The sequence below is a fragment of the Microlunatus sp. Gsoil 973 genome (assembly GCF_009707365.1).
Taxonomy (GTDB): Bacteria; Actinomycetota; Actinomycetes; order Propionibacteriales; family Propionibacteriaceae; genus Microlunatus.
This window is the reverse complement of record NZ_CP046122.1, coordinates 1,219,538-1,234,333: the sequence shown is the minus strand read 5'-3', so window position 1 is coordinate 1,234,333 and position 14,796 is coordinate 1,219,538. Positions and strand designations below refer to the sequence as shown.

Sequence of the window (14,796 nt, the reverse complement as noted above, 5' to 3'; positions counted from 1 at the left end):
CCGAGCGAGCGTCGGCGAAGCGTTGGCCAGGCACTACCGTTGCACCATGTCCACCGCACACGCGTTTGCTGCACCCTCGGCCACCGAGCCCCTCTCCAAGATCACCATCGAGCGCCGCAAGATCGGGCCGAAGGACGTCCTGATCGACATCGCCTACTGCGGCATCTGCCACTCCGACATCCACACCGTCCGGGGCGAGTGGGGCGACATCCCCTATCCGCTGGTTCCCGGCCACGAGATCGTCGGAACGGTCGCTGCGGTCGGCTCTGAGGTGACCAGACACCGGGTCGGCGACCGGGTCGGCGTCGGCTGCATGGTCAATTCCTGCGGTGAATGCGAGAACTGCTTGGCCGGTGAGGAACAGCACTGTCTGCAGGGCAATGTCGGCACGTACGCCTCCATCGACCGGGACGGCACCGTCACCCAGGGCGGCTACAGCACCCAGGTCGTCGTGGTCGAGGACTTCGTGCTGCGAATCCCCGACCGCATCGATCCCGCGGCGGCCGCACCGCTGCTGTGCGCCGGCATCACCACCTATTCTCCGCTGCGGCACTGGGGTGCCGGTCCGGGCAAGAAGGTCGCGGTGATCGGGCTGGGCGGGCTCGGGCACATGGCCGTCAAGCTGGCCGCCGCGATGGGTGCCGAGGTCACCGTGTTGTCCCAGTCGTTGAAGAAGCAGGAGGACGGACTCCGGCTGGGCGCCAAGGCCTACTACGCGACCAGCGATCCGGACACCTTCGACAAGCTGAGCCACAGCTTCGATCTGATCATCAACACCGTCAGCGCACCGGTCGACATCAACGCGTTCCTCGGCCTGCTTCGGCTGAACGGCACGCTGGTCATCGTCGGCGCTCCGCCGCAGCCGCTGCCGGTCCAGGCGTTCGCGCTGATGAACAGCCGTGCGTCGTTCGCCGGGTCGAACATCGGCGGCATCGCCGAGACCCAGGAGATGCTCGACTTCTGCGCCGAACACGGGCTGGCCGCCGACATCGAGACGATCGGCGCGGACAAGATCAACGAGGCGTACGAGCGAGTGCTGGCCTCCGACGTCCGCTACCGATTCGTGATCGACATCGACACCCTGCGCTGACGTCACGGGCCAGACGTCACGGGCCAGACGTCACAGGCTGGACGTCACAGGCTGGACGTCACAGGGGACCGACCGGCGGCGTCTAGGGGACGGAACTGTCCTTGCCAATCACCAGGAGTGATCGATGCCAAGCCTGAAAACCTCCCATCGCGTTGTCGTCATCGGCGGCGGCTACGCCGGTACGGCGGCCGCCAACCGGCTGCGTTCCCGGCGTGATGTCGAGGTCACCCTCGTCAATCCCCGCCCGCAGTTCGTCGAGCGGATCCGGCTGCACCAGTTGGTCGCCGATTCCGGGGCCGCGACGGCCGATTTCGGCGGCCTGCTGGCCGACGGCGTACGGCTGGTGGTCGACACCGCGACCCGGATCGACACGGCGGGCCGGAGGGTCGAACTGGCCTCCGGCGATCCGATCGGTTACGACTACCTGGTGTACGCGGTGGGCAGCACCGCGGGAACAGCGGCCGGGGTCGCCGGCGCCGCCGAACATGCCTGGCGGATCGCCGAGTACGACCACGCCGTCCGGCTCCGGGCCGCTGTCCGGGACCTGCCCGCCGATGCTCCGCTGGTGGTTGTCGGTGGCGGGCTCACCGCGATCGAGACGGCCGCCGAGCTCGCCGGTGCCGGTCGGCACGTCGCCCTGGTCACCGGACGGGCCCATCTGCCGTCATTGAGCGAGAAGGCTCGACAGGAGGTGGGTCGCCAGCTGGCCGCACTGGGTGTCGATCAGCGAGGCGGTGTGTCGGTGGTCGAGGTCGCTTCGGACCGGGTGCTGCTCTCCGATCAGACCTCGATCCGCAGCGCTCTGACGATCTGGGCGGCCGGCTTCGGCATCCCCGACCTGGCCCGACGCAGCGGACTCGCGACCGACCCCGCCGGCCGGCTGATCACCGACCGGACCCTGACCAGCGTCGACGATCCGCGGATCGTTGCCGCCGGCGACAGTGCCGCGCCGGACGGGCTGCCGTTGCGGATGAGCTGCCAGGCCGCCATCCCGCTCGGCCTGCAGGCGGCGCGGACAGTGCTCAGTCGGCTCGACGGCCGCCGGCCTGATGCGGTCGACCAGGGATTCCTGGCCACCTGCATCTCCCTCGGCCGGGACCGGGGCGTGGTGCAGCTGTCCCGTATCGACGACAGCCCGCGCGGCGCGGTCGTGCCCGGTCGTGCCGGGGCGATCATCAAGGAGCTGATCTGTCGATCAACCGTCGGCGGCCTCCGCTTCGAGGCCCGCAGACCGGGCGGGCTGCCGTGGATCCGCGGGTCAAAGGCCGAGGCCCGCGCGACCGCCCGGGTCTGACCCGCGATCAGCGCCCGATCGGTTGGGCGGTCGCCGCGACCGGCTGGGGCAGCTTGGTGACACCCGACAGGTACTTGTCCACCGTTGCAGCGCAGGCACGCCCCTCGGCGATCGCCCAGACGATCAGCGACTGGCCGCGACCGGCATCGCCGCAGACGAAGACACCGTCGACGGCGGTCGAGTAGTCGGGATGGCGTACCGCCCGGGTGCGGCTGTCGGTTGGTACGCCCAGTTGCTCCATGAGCTCGGGTTCGGGACCCAGGTAGCCCATCGCCAGCAGCACCAGGTCGGCCGGCAGGATCTGTTCGCTGCCCTCGATGGCGGTGTTCACACCGTTCTCCCGGAAGACCTCGATGATCTTCACGCCGGTCACCTTGCCGGAGTCGTCGCCGAGGACCTCGATCGTCGAGGATTTGAAGATCCGCATGCCGCCCTCCTCATTGGCCGGGGAGGTGCGCAGGATCCGCGGGTAGGTCGGCCACGGCTCGTGCGGTGGCCGCATCACCGGCGGCTCGACGTTGTGCTCCAGCTGCATGATCGACTTCGCACCCTGCCGGATCGCCGTACCCAGGCAGTCGTTGCCGGTGTCTCCGCCGCCGATGATGATCACGTTCTTGCCGGTTGCAAGGATCTGGTCCGCTACCGACTCACCGGCCGCGGTCCGATTGGCCTGGGTCAGGTATTCCATCGCGTGGTGGACCCCGGCCAGGTCACCGCCCGGCACCTCGAGCTCCCGCGGCACCGTTGCGCCGGTGGCCACGATCACGGCGTCGAACCGCGCCCGCAACGCCTGACCGGTGATGTCCCTGCCGACCTCGGTGTTGGTCTTGAAGTGGGTGCCCTCCTCGCGCATCTGGTCGAGCCGGCGATCCAGCACCGACTTCTCCATCTTGTATTCGGGAATGCCGTAGCGGAGCAGCCCGCCGATCTTGTCGTCGCGTTCCAGGACCGCGACCGTGTGCCCGGCGCGGGTCAACTGCTGGGCCGCGGCCAGACCCGCCGGACCGGAACCGATCACCGCGACCGTGCTGCCGGTGTGCCACTCGGTCTGCTGGGGCAGCACCCGGCGCTCGTCCCACGCCTTGTCGATGATCGACACCTCGACGTTCTTGATCGTCACGGCATCGTCGGCGATCGCCACGACACAGGCGTCCTCACACGGCGCCGGGCAGAGCCGGCCGGTGAACTCCGGGAAGTTGTTGGTGGCGTGCAGCCGTTCCAGCGCCGCCTCCCAGTCGCCCCGCCAGACCAGGTCGTTCCACTCCGGGATCAGGTTGCCCAACGGACACCCGGTGTGACAGAACGGGATGCCGCAGTCCATGCAGCGTCCGGCCTGCTCGGAGATGATCGGCAGCAGCGCCCGCCCTGGAGTCCCGGGATAGACCTCTTTCCAGTCGTGCACCCGCTCCTCGACAGGCCGCCGTTTCGCCGACTGTCGCGGTGTCTTCATGAAACCCCTGGGATCAGCCATGGGGCCCCTCCAATCGATCAGGACTGAACCGACGCATCACGTCAGCCGTTCGCCGCATGCATCATCCGTTCGGTGGTGGTCGCGTCGTCGAGACCCTCGGCTTTCGCCTGTTCGCGGGCGGCAAGCACCCGGGCGTAGTCGCGGGGCAGCACCTTGGTGAAGCGGGTGGAGGCCATGCCCCAGTCGGCCAGCAACCGCTCGGCCACCTCGGATCCGGTCTCCTCCTGATGCCGGATGATCAACGCCTTGAGCTGATCACGATCGGCCTCGGACAGCTTCACCGGATCGACCAGCTCGGTGTTCAGCAGCTCCCGATCAAGATCGAGAACGTACGCCACCCCGCCCGACATGCCGGCCGCGAAGTTCCGGCCGGTTGCGCCGAGCACAACGACGGTGCCCCCGGTCATGTACTCACAACCGTGATCACCCACGCCCTCGACGACGGCGGTGGCACCGGAGTTCCGGACGCAGAACCGTTCACCGACCTGCCCGCGGAGAAAGATCTCGCCCGAGGTCGCGCCGTAGCCGATCACGTTGCCCGCGATGATCTGCTGCTCGGCGACGAAAGCCGCATCACGGCTGGGTCGGACGACGATCCGGCCACCGGACAGACCCTTGCCGAGGTAGTCGTTGCTGTCGCCCTCGAGCCGCAGCGTGATACCGGCCGGGACGAACGCGCCGAAGCTCTGCCCGGCCGACCCGGTCAGGGTGAGGTCGATGGTCCCGTCCGGCAGACCCTTACCTTCGGTGGCCTTGGTGACCTCGTGCCCGAGCAGCGTTCCGGCCGTCCGGTCGACGTTCCTGATCTTGAGCTGGGCGCGGACCGGCTCGCCGCGTTCGATCGCGTCGGCGCAGATCCTGATCAGCTCCTGGTCAAGCTTCTCCAGAAGTCCGTGATCCTGCTTGGCCACGTTCTTCAGCGGGGCACCCTCCGGCAACTCCGGCCGGTACAGGATCGGCGACAGGTCAAGGCCCCTGGCCTTCCAGTGATCGACCGCGGGCCGTACGTCGAGGGCGTCGACATGTCCGATGGCCTCGTCGAGGGTCCGGAAACCCAATGGTGCAAGGTATTCCCGGACCTCCTGGGCGATGAACTCGAAGAAGTTGACCACGAACTCCGGCTTGCCGGTGTACTTCTTTCGCAGCTCGGGGTTCTGGGTTGCCACGCCCACCGGACAGGTGTCGAGGTGGCAGACCCGCATCATCACGCATCCCTCGACCACCAGCGGCGCCGTCGCGAAGCCGAACTCCTCGGCACCCAGCAGGGCGGCGATCACGACATCCCGACCGGTCTTCAGCTGACCGTCGACCTGAACCACTATCCGGTCCCGCAGCCCGTTGATCAACAGAGTCTGCTGCGCCTCGGCCAGGCCGAGTTCCCACGGACCGCCGGCATGCTTCAGCGAGGTCAGCGGCGCGGCTCCGGTGCCACCGTCGTGTCCGGAGATCAGCACCACATCCGCCTTGGCCTTGGACACTCCGGCTGCGACCGTGCCGACGCCGACCTCACCGACCAGCTTGACGTGGATCCTGGCCTGCGGATTGGCGCACTTCAGGTCGTGGATCAGTTGCTTGAGATCCTCGATCGAATAGATGTCGTGGTGCGGCGGCGGAGAGATCAGGCCGACGCCGGGCGTCGAGTGCCGGGTTCCGGCCACCCACGGATAGACCTTGTTGCCCGGCAGTTGACCGCCCTCGCCGGGCTTGGCGCCCTGTGCCATCTTGATCTGGATGTCGTCGGCCTGGGTCAGATAGGCCGACGTCACGCCGAACCGGCCGGATGCGACCTGCTTGATCGCGCTGCGCCGCTCGGGGTCGTACAGTCGGTCAAGATCCTCGCCGCCCTCGCCGGTGTTGGACTTGCCGCCCAGCCGGTTCATCGCGATCGCCAGCGTCTCGTGTGCTTCCCGGGAGATGGAGCCGTAGCTCATCGCACCGGTGGAGAACCGCTTGACGATCTCGCTGACCGGTTCGACCTCCTCGATCGGGATCGGGGACCGGTGCCCGGTGAACCGCAGCAGGCCGCGCAACGTCATCAGGTGCTCGGACTGATCATCGACGCGCTGGGTGTACTGCTTGAAGATGTCGTACCGGCCGGAGCGGGTGGAATGCTGCAGCCGGAAGACGGTCTCCGGGTCGAACAGGTGCGGCTCGCCCTCCCGCCGCCACTGGTACTCCCCGCCGATGTCGAGGCTTCGGTGGGCCAGCGGAATGCCGTCGGACGGATAGGCCTTGGCATGCCGGCTGCGGATCTCGTCGGCGATCTCGGCCAGACCGATGCCGCCGAGTTTGCTTGTGGTACCGGTGAAATATCGGTCGACGAGTTCCTGGGACAACCCGAGGGCCTCGAAGATCTGCGCGCCGGTGTAGGAGGCGACGGTCGACACGCCGATCTTGCTCATCACCTTGAGCACGCCCTTGCCAAGGGCCTTGATCACGTTCTGGACGGCCTTCTCCGGCGGCGTGTCGAGGTAGACACCGCTGAGCGCGAGATCCTCGACCGTCTCGATCGCCAGGTACGGGTTCACGGCTGCGGCGCCATAGCCGATCAGCAGCGCGACGTGATGCACCTCGCGGACGTCGGCCGCCTCGACGATCAGCCCGACCTGGGTCCTTGCCTTCTCCCGGACCAGATGGTGGTGGATCGCCGCGGTCAGCAGCAGGGACGGTATCGGTGCCAGCTCGGCGTTGCTGTGCCGGTCGGAGAGGATGATCGTCCGGGCGCCGTCGGCGATGGCCTCGGACACCTCGGTCATCAGTTGATCAAGCCTGGCTTCCAGGGCGGCTGCACCGCCGTGCACGTTGTACAGGCCGCGTACGACGTGCGTCGCGTAGCCGGGAAGATCACCGCGACGGTTGATGTGATTGATCTTGGCCAACGAGTCGTTGTCCAGCACCGGGAAGTTCAGCACCAGCCGGCGGCAGGACGCCGGTCCCGGGGCCAGCAGGTTCTGCTCCGGACCGATCGTGTTGTGCAAGGAGGTGACCAGTTCCTCCCGGATCGCATCCAGCGGCGGGTTGGTCACCTGGGCGAACAGTTGGGAGAAGTAGTCGAAGATCATCCGCGGCCGGTCGCTCAGCGCGGCGACCGGGGTGTCGGTGCCCATCGAGCCGATCGGCTCACTGCCCTTGGCGGCCATCGGCGCAAGGATCATCCGTAACTCTTCCTCGGTGTAGCCGAAGACCTGCTGGCGCCGGGTCACCGAAGCGTGGGTGTGGATGGTGTGCTCGCGATCAGGCAGGTCGGAGAGCTTCAGCCGTCCGGCCAGCAGCCATTCGCCGTACGGCTGGGCGGAGGCCAGATCCTTCTTGATCTCTTCGTCACTGATGATCCGGTGCTGGTCGAGATCGGCCAGGAACATCCGGCCGGGCTGCAACCGGCCCTTGCTGATGATCTTGTGGTCCGGGATGTCAAGCACGCCGGCCTCGGAGGCCAGTACGACAAGATCATCGTCGGTCACCCAGTACCGTCCCGGGCGAAGGCCGTTGCGGTCAAGGACCGCGCCGACCTGGGTGCCGTCGGTGAAGACCACGGCGGCCGGGCCGTCCCACGGTTCCATCAGGCAGGCGTGGAACTCGTAGAACTCGCGCAGCTTGCGGTCCATCCGCGGATTGTTCTCCCAGGCCTCCGGGATGAGCATCTGGATCGCGTGCGGCAGCGACCGTCCCGCCAGGTGCAGCAACTCGACGACCTCGTCGAAGGACGCAGAGTCGGAATAGCTGGGCGTACAGATCGGGAAGAGTCGCTCCAGGTCACCCGGGATCACGTCGGAACGCAGGAGGGCCTCCCTGGCACGCATCCAGTTCCGGTTGCCCTTGATGGTGTTGATCTCGCCGTTGTGGGCGACCATCCGGTACGGGTGGGCGAGCTCCCAGGCCGGGAAGGTGTTGGTCGAGAAGCGGCTGTGCACCACCGCCAGCGCGCTGGCGACCCTCGGGTCACCCAGTTCTGGGAAGATCTGGCCCAGCTGCTCGGTGGTCAGCATGCCCTTGTAGACGATGGTCCGGGACGACAGCGACGGGAAGTAGATCCCGATCTCGTGCTCGGACCGGCGACGCAGGCAGTAGGCCAGCCGCTCCAACTCCAACCCGGTGACGCCGCCCGCCTCGGCGGTGACGACCACCTGCTCGAACCGCGGCATGACGTTCAGCGACACCGGGCTCAGTCCGGAGGCGTCGATCCGCAGTTCGCGCCAGCCGAGAACCCGCAGGCCCTCTTCGACCGCGATCTCCTCGATCGCCGTCCGGGCCTTGGCGGCCTGGTCGTCTTCGGTGGGCAGGAAGGCGGTGCCGATGGCGTACTCCCCCGCCGGCGGAAGCTCGAAGGAGTTGACCGCACGCAGGAACTCGTCGGGCACCTGGATCAGGATCCCGGCTCCGTCACCCGCGGCCTCGTCGGCGCCGGTGGCGCCGCGATGGTCGAGGTTGCGCAACGCCTCGAGACCCTGTTGCACGATGGCGTGACTGGGTACGCCGGTCAACGTGGCGACAAAGGCGACACCACAGGCGTCATGTTCGAAGGCAGGGTCGTAAACGCCCTGGGCTCGGGGCAGGCTCCCAGCGGTCATGCTTCTCCCGTCGGTGCTCGGCTCGGGTCCGGGTGGACCAGCAGCGAAGCGGGTCGGGCGCCCGGCGGTATCCGCCTGCGCCTGGTCGAGGTAGCTGCACACGGCGTCGTTGAACGTGCGCGGGTGGATGGGGCTCGTGCCGGGGTGGGGCTCGAAGATATCCCGTCTGCGATTGTCAGATCGCCGTCGATCCGCGATGTGAGCGCGACGGAACGTCGATCCGCTGCAGTCTACTGCCGCAGTCCCGCCTGACCGGAATCATTACGGGATCATTGCGTTCCGTGAAGAGCAGGTTGCTTCACATTACGATTGATTATGCGGCAAGCCTGTCCCGGCTGCGAGAGAATCAGTATCGGGTACGCCCGTGCCGACGACAAAGCTGATTGCGCGAGCCGGCCATGAGTGCTTCGTCACATGGCGCCTCGCCGAGGTCCCGGGGCCGGGCTGCCGCGGCGAAAACGGTGCCCCGTGTTACCAAGTCGACGCCCGCAGGAGCACCCGGCCGCCGAACCACGCCACGTGTTACCAAATCCACGCCTGCGGGCTCCGAAACCTGCCAACTCGTGCCCCGTGTTACCAAATCCACGCCCGCAGGAGCCCCCAGCCGCCGAAACCACGCCACGTGTTACCAAATCCACGCCTGCGGGCTCCGCAACCTGCGAAATCGTGCCCCGTGTCACCAAGTCGACGCCCGCAGGAGCACCTGGCCGCCGAAACCACGCCACGTGTTACCAAATCCACGCCTGCGGGCTCCGCAACCTGCGAAATCGTGCCCCGTGTTACCAAATCCACGCCCGAGGCCGGACGGGCGGGCGGGCTGAGCCCTGATGAGCTGGGGCACAGGACGAGCACGGCACAGGACGGGCACGAGATCGGGGCACGGGAGAGCTGGGCCTCACGCGGGGGGTGCCGGGTCCAAGACCGCGAGCCGACCGGCCTGAAATCCAGTCGCTACTCGCCGTCGCCGGTGTCTTTGTCCGCCCGGTCGGTGACCCGCGCTATCACCGCATCGTCATCCGGCGCGGCCGGAGTTTCCTCCGCCACCGCTTCCGGCTCGGGCAGGACGCCGTCGACGTAACGCTGATCACCTTCGACGATCTCTTCCCGACCGGGCTTGTTCCGGATCAGGTAGATGAGGGCAACCAGGGCGAGCAGGAAGACGACCCCGGAGGTGTAGTCGTTCAGTCGCAGCCCCCCGAAGTGGTGCGCGGGATCGATCCGCAGGTGCTCGACCCAGGCCCGACCGGCCGTGTAGAACATCGCGTACAACATGAACACCTTGCCGTGGCCCAGCGTGAACCGTCGGTCCAGCAGGACCAGGGCCGCGGCGCAGGCCAGGTCCCAGATCAGCTCGTACAGGAACGTCGGGTGGAAGGTGGCGTACTGCTCGAAACCCGGAATTCGATACGCCGGGGCGATCTGCAGCGCCCACGGCAGGGTCGTCGGCCCACCGAAGAGCTCCTGGTTGAAGTAGTTGCCGACCCGGCCGATCGCCTGGGCGACGACCACACCGGGCGCCAGCGCATCGGCCAAGGCCCAGAACCGGATCTTGCGGCGCCGGGCGACCAGATAGCCGCCGAGCGCGCCGAGGGCGACACCACCCCAGATGCCCAGACCGCCGTCCCAGATGTACAGCGCCCTGATCGGTTCCCGCCCAGGCCCGAAGTACAGCTGGTGATCGGTGATCACGTGGTAGATCCGGGCACCGACGATGCCGAACGGTACCGAGACCAGAGCGACCGTCTCGACCGTGTCCCGTGCGCCGCCGCGGGCGACCCAGCGCCGGGTGGCGATGATCGTCCCGACGATCACACCGGTGATGATGCACAGCGCGTACATCCGGATCGGGATCGGACCGAGATGGAACTCCGAGAACGGCGGGCTCGGGATGGACAGGCTGATCATTTCGCCGCGCCGATCCGCGAGCGGAGTTCCGCCGCCGACCAGGTCACTGCCTCATCGGGCTGGCGTACGCCGTTGATGAACACGGTCGGGGTCTCCTCCACCTTCTGCTGCTGCGCGGCTCTGGTGATGCTATCCACCCATGCGCGGTGCTGCTGAGACCGTACGCAGCCCGCGAAGCCCGCCGACGGCTTGCCGACCAGCGATCCGAGCTGGATCAGTTGCTCGTCGGTCCACTTCAGGCCGTAGTTGGCGAACATTCCGGCGTAGTAGCCCTGGCCGAACCCCTCGGTCGCGGCGCAGGCCATGGCGTTGGCCAGTGCGGGCGACCGGTCGCTGACGAAGCTCATCGGATACAGCTCGACCTTGACCTCTCCTGACCGCTGCAACGCAGTGATCGTCGGGCCGAGCGAGTGCTCGAAGTCGGCGCAGTGCGGGCAGCCGAAATCCTCGAACAGGGTCAGGATCACGGGCGCGTCGGCCTCCCCCAGCGGGATCGGTCGACCGTTGGTCAGGGTGACCGGTCCGAAACTCGGCTGGGCCGCCGGCGGCTCGGGGTCGCGGTGGGAGTTGCGCCAGGAGAACACCGCCACGGCGGCGATGAGCACAATCACCACGATGCCGAGCAGTACGCCGAGGATCAGCCGCTGCCTGGACCGGACCGATGAGCCGGAACGCGGGGATGGGCCGGCCGGTCCGGACGCCCCGGAACTGCCGGCCGACTTCGCTGCCGCCCGGACGGCCGGGTTGCCCGACCGCGACGGATCTTTCCTGGACACTCGGTTCTGCTAGCTCAGCCGCGCTTGATCGCGTCCGTCATCTGCTGCGGCGTCCATTCCATGACGGTGCCGAGGCTCTGCATCTTGCCGTTGATGAACATCGTCGGCGTGCCCGTCACCTGGTCCGCGGATGCCGCCGGTTGGGCAGAATCGACCCAGTCCTTGTGCTTCAGGCCGGTCACACAGCTCTTGAACGACGACGGCGGATCGGCGACCTGGTTCCCCAGGTCGATCAGCATCTCGTCGGTCCAGGCCTTGCCCGGGTTCTTCCAGAACGCCTGGTACATCGCCTGGCCGAAGCCCTCCTCGGCAGCGCAGGCGAAGGCGTTGCCGGCCCGCAGCGAGTGGTCGCTGTTGTCCTCGGCGTCGATCACCGGCAGGATCCACAGCTCGATCTTCATCGTGCCGTTCTTCTGCAGACCGTTCAGCGTCTCACCGAACTTGGTCTCGAACTCCTGGCAGTGCGGGCAGCGGAAGTCCTCGTACAGCTTGACGGTGGTCTTGGCGTCCTTCTGCCCTAGCACGATCGGCTTACCCGGGGTGACCGAGACCGGTCCCCAGCCGATGTTGCTCGCGGTGTTGGCCTTCGGACGGCCGAAGTTGGTGGCGTACCCGATGCCGATTCCGACAGCAGCGACAACGACAACGATCGCCAGCACCAGCAGACCGAGATTGCGCCGCTTGCGCCTCCGGGCCGCCTCGGCGGCAGCGACCCGTGCCCGCTCCCTGGCGTTGCTGCCGCCCTCCTTCGGCGGCTTCCGCTTGCCGCCGTTCACCCGGGTGGCCTCGCTCATCAGTTCTCCTCGTCGTTCTGCTCTGCACCTTCATGCTGGGCGGCGAAGCCGCCGGTGACAGCGTCGAGGCTCAGTCGACTGAACGGCCGCCAGACCAACCAGGCCGCGGCGGCAAGGAAGACGATGTCACGGATGAGGTCCGGCGCGTAGGTCGTCGCTCCCGGCGCCACCTGGCCACCGGAACTGAAACATCCGCAGTCGATGCTGAGGCCGCGCGCCCAGGCCTGGATCAGCCCGATGACGAATGCCAGTTGCAGCAGACCGCTGAGCAGCGCCGCCCATCGGGTGAACAGGCCGGAGATCAGCACCAGGCCAAGCAGGATCTCCAGGTACGGCAGCGTCCAACCGACCAGGTACGACAGCCCGTCCGGCAGCAGTTGGTAGGCCCGCACCGCGACCACCGACTGCGCCGGATCGGTCACCTTCACCAGTCCGGCAACGATCCAGACGACGCCGAGTCCGACCCGGACAACCGTCCGCGCCCACGGCAGCACGAGCGCCCAGTTGATCCCGGAGGATGCTGGGCGCCGGGCGCTGTCGCTGGCCGATGCCGATTCGCTCATCAGTTGGTCAACCTCACAGCGGGCTGAGAAGTTCCCACCGCGCCATCACGGTTGGACCCATCCGGTCCGGCTCCCGACCGTACTCCGGCGGCCAGGTCGGCAACCACCGCGCGGAGCCCGGACAGGTCGTCGGGCGTGCCGGCGTCGTCTGCCTCGATCAGCTTGCCGACCAGGGCCGACCCGACGATCGCGGCGTCGGCGAAGCTGTTCACCTCGGCGGCCTGCCGGCCGTTGGACACTCCGAGGCCCACTCCGACCAGCGCGTCCGGGCGTGCGTCCCTGATCCGTCCGACCAGCGTCGGTGCTGCCGACGAGGTCTGCGACCGCGCCCCGGTGACACCCATCAGCGAGGTGGCGTACACCCAGCCGCGGCAGGAGTCGACGGTTTCCACCAGCCGCTTGTCCGATGAACTCGGCGCGACCAGGAAGATCCGGTCGAGACCGTGCGCCTCGGACGCCTCGAACCAGGCCCCCGCTTCGTCCGGGGTCAGGTCCGGTGTGATCAGTCCGGCCCCGCCGGCAGCCGCCAGGTCCCGGGCGAAGGCGTCCGGACCGTAGTGCTCGACCAGATTCCAGTAGATCATCACCACCGCTGTCGTCCCGGTCGCAGCGACCGCCTCGACGGCCGGAAAGATGTCGCGCACCCGGACGCCACGCTGCAGGGCGCGGGTGCTGCCCTTCTGGATGGTCACGCCGTCCATCACCGGATCGCTGTACGGCATCCCGATCTCGACCAGGTCGACGCCGTCATGCTCGCGCTGCCCTGATTCGGAGACGCCGCAGAGCGCCCGCATCGCAGCGATCGACCCAGGCACCGTCGGATAGCCGACCGGCAGGTAGCCGACCAGTGCTCCGCGTCCCTCGTTGCGTGCGGCAGCGAACACCTTGCCCGAGATGCCGCTGTCGAAGCCCGCCCCGGCGCTCACAACTGGCTGCTTCCGGTCGCCTCGCCGTGGATGTCGGCGAACCATTTCATGGCAGTGTCCACGTCCTTGTCGCCGCGCCCGGACAGGCTGACCAGGATCAGCGGCGGCTGGTCGGGTCGCTCTCCGGCCCGGGCCCCCTCGGCGAACCGCTGGACCAGCTTGGTCGCCCCGGAGAGCGCGTGGGCCGACTCGATCGCCGGGATGATGCCTTCGGTCTCGCTGAGCAGGCGGAAGGCCTCCATCGCCTCGGCGTCGGTGACCGGTTCGTACGTCGCCCGTCCCGAGTCCGCCAGCCAGGCGTGCTCCGGGCCAACCCCCGGATAGTCGAGGCCGGCGGAGATCGAGTGCGATTCCCGGGTCTGGCCGTCCTCGTCCTGCAGCACGAAGCTGCGTGTTCCGTGCAGCACGCCGACGCCGCCGCTGGAGATGCTGGCCGCGTGCCGGGACGTCTCGACACCGTCACCGCCGGCCTCGAACCCGTACAACCGGACCGACTCGTCGGGGATGAAGTCGGCGAAGATTCCCAACGCGTTGGAGCCGCCGCCGACACAGGCCGCCACGGCATCGGGCAGCCGGCCGTAGCGCTCCAGCAGTTGGGCGCGGGCCTCGGTGCTGATCACCCGCTGGAACTCCCGCACCACCTTGGGGAACGGATGCGGGCCGGCGACGGTGCCGATCAGGTAGTGCGTGTTCTCCACACTGGCGACCCAGTCGCGCAGCGCGTCGTTCATGGCGTCCTTGAGTGTCTGGGTTCCGGACTCGACGGCGATCACCTCGGCTCCCAACAACTGCATCCGGGCCACGTTGAGCGCCTGGCGTTCGGTGTCCACCTTGCCCATGTAGACGCGGCATTCCAGCCCCATCAGGGCGGCAGCGGTCGCGGTCGCCACGCCGTGCTGCCCGGCGCCGGTCTCGGCGATGACCCGGGTCTTGCCCATCCGCTTGGTCAGCAACGCCTGGCCGAGAACGTTGTTGATCTTGTGCGAGCCGGTGTGGTTGAGATCCTCGCGCTTCAGCACGATGGTCGCCGCGGTCCGGTCGGCGAGATCACCGAGCGCTGCCCGGGCGAACCTGGGCACCTCGGTGATCGGGGTCGGACGACCGGAGTAGTCCCTGCGGAGCAGGTCGAGCTCGGCCCAGAACTGCTTGTCCTGCATGGCCTTGGTGAATTCGGCCTCGAGCTGGTCGAGGGCGACGTACAACGCTTCCGGTACGAACTTGCCGCCGAACCGGCCGAAATGCCCGGTCGGGTCGGGGAAATTGTCCGCGCGCGCAATCGGCGTGCTGGTCATGGGTTATCGATCTTCCTTGTCTGCTGCGGGGATGCCTGCTGTGCGAAGCCGCATCTGTTGCCGGGGACGGGTTGCAACGATCAGTGACGCCATCGCAGCAGTTCGGCGATCATCTCC

Annotated in this window: 10 protein-coding genes; 2 read left to right on the top strand and 8 right to left on the bottom strand. The window is 67.8% G+C overall.

What is annotated here, in order from left to right:
• Positions 1-46 precede the first annotated feature (46 nt).
• Both GJV80_RS05795 and GJV80_RS05790 read left to right on the top strand, forming a co-directional pair.
• Positions 47-1,090: an NAD(P)-dependent alcohol dehydrogenase gene (locus tag GJV80_RS05795; RefSeq protein WP_154687076.1), complete on the top strand. Its 1,044-nt coding sequence runs from the start codon at positions 47-49 to the stop codon at positions 1,088-1,090.
• Between the two features lie 124 nt (positions 1,091-1,214).
• Positions 1,215-2,384 (top strand): NAD(P)/FAD-dependent oxidoreductase, encoded by a 1,170-nt coding sequence (locus GJV80_RS05790; RefSeq protein WP_154687075.1) that lies wholly within the window; start codon positions 1,215-1,217, stop codon positions 2,382-2,384.
• Between the two features lie 7 nt (positions 2,385-2,391).
• Here GJV80_RS05790 and GJV80_RS05785 read toward each other — a convergent pair whose 3' ends face one another.
• From GJV80_RS05785 to trpB, 8 genes are all read right to left on the bottom strand, one after another.
• A complete protein-coding gene (locus GJV80_RS05785; RefSeq protein ID WP_154687074.1) occupies positions 2,392-3,855 on the bottom strand; it encodes a glutamate synthase subunit beta in 1,464 nt (487 codons plus the stop codon).
• A gap of 41 nt (positions 3,856-3,896) precedes the next feature.
• Positions 3,897-8,423, bottom strand: a complete 4,527-nt coding sequence (gene gltB, locus GJV80_RS05780; protein WP_154687073.1) for a glutamate synthase large subunit — start codon at positions 8,421-8,423, stop codon at positions 3,897-3,899.
• A 951-nt stretch (positions 8,424-9,374) separates the two neighbouring features.
• Positions 9,375-10,328: a prolipoprotein diacylglyceryl transferase gene (gene lgt, locus GJV80_RS05775; protein ID WP_154687072.1), complete on the bottom strand. Its 954-nt coding sequence runs from the start codon at positions 10,326-10,328 to the stop codon at positions 9,375-9,377.
• A complete protein-coding gene (locus GJV80_RS05770) occupies positions 10,325-11,104 on the bottom strand; it encodes a thioredoxin domain-containing protein (protein WP_154687071.1) in 780 nt (259 codons plus the stop codon). The genes lgt and GJV80_RS05770 overlap by 4 nt, the downstream gene beginning before the upstream one ends.
• Before the next feature lie 14 nt (positions 11,105-11,118).
• Positions 11,119-11,898 (bottom strand): thioredoxin domain-containing protein, encoded by a 780-nt coding sequence (locus GJV80_RS05765; RefSeq protein WP_154687070.1) that lies wholly within the window; start codon positions 11,896-11,898, stop codon positions 11,119-11,121.
• The gene (locus GJV80_RS05760; protein ID WP_154687069.1) at positions 11,898-12,461 is read right to left on the bottom strand and encodes a MauE/DoxX family redox-associated membrane protein; all 564 of its coding nucleotides are present in this window, start codon (positions 12,459-12,461) and stop codon (positions 11,898-11,900) included. The genes GJV80_RS05765 and GJV80_RS05760 overlap by 1 nt, the downstream gene beginning before the upstream one ends.
• Entirely contained in the window at positions 12,461-13,387 is a 927-nt protein-coding gene (trpA, locus tag GJV80_RS05755; RefSeq protein ID WP_230208174.1) for a tryptophan synthase subunit alpha, read from the bottom strand. Before trpA ends, GJV80_RS05760 begins: the two co-directional genes overlap by 1 nt.
• Positions 13,384-14,679 (bottom strand): tryptophan synthase subunit beta, encoded by a 1,296-nt coding sequence (trpB, locus tag GJV80_RS05750; RefSeq protein WP_154687067.1) that lies wholly within the window; start codon positions 14,677-14,679, stop codon positions 13,384-13,386. The genes trpA and trpB overlap by 4 nt, the downstream gene beginning before the upstream one ends.
• Positions 14,680-14,796: the final 117 nt, after the last annotated feature.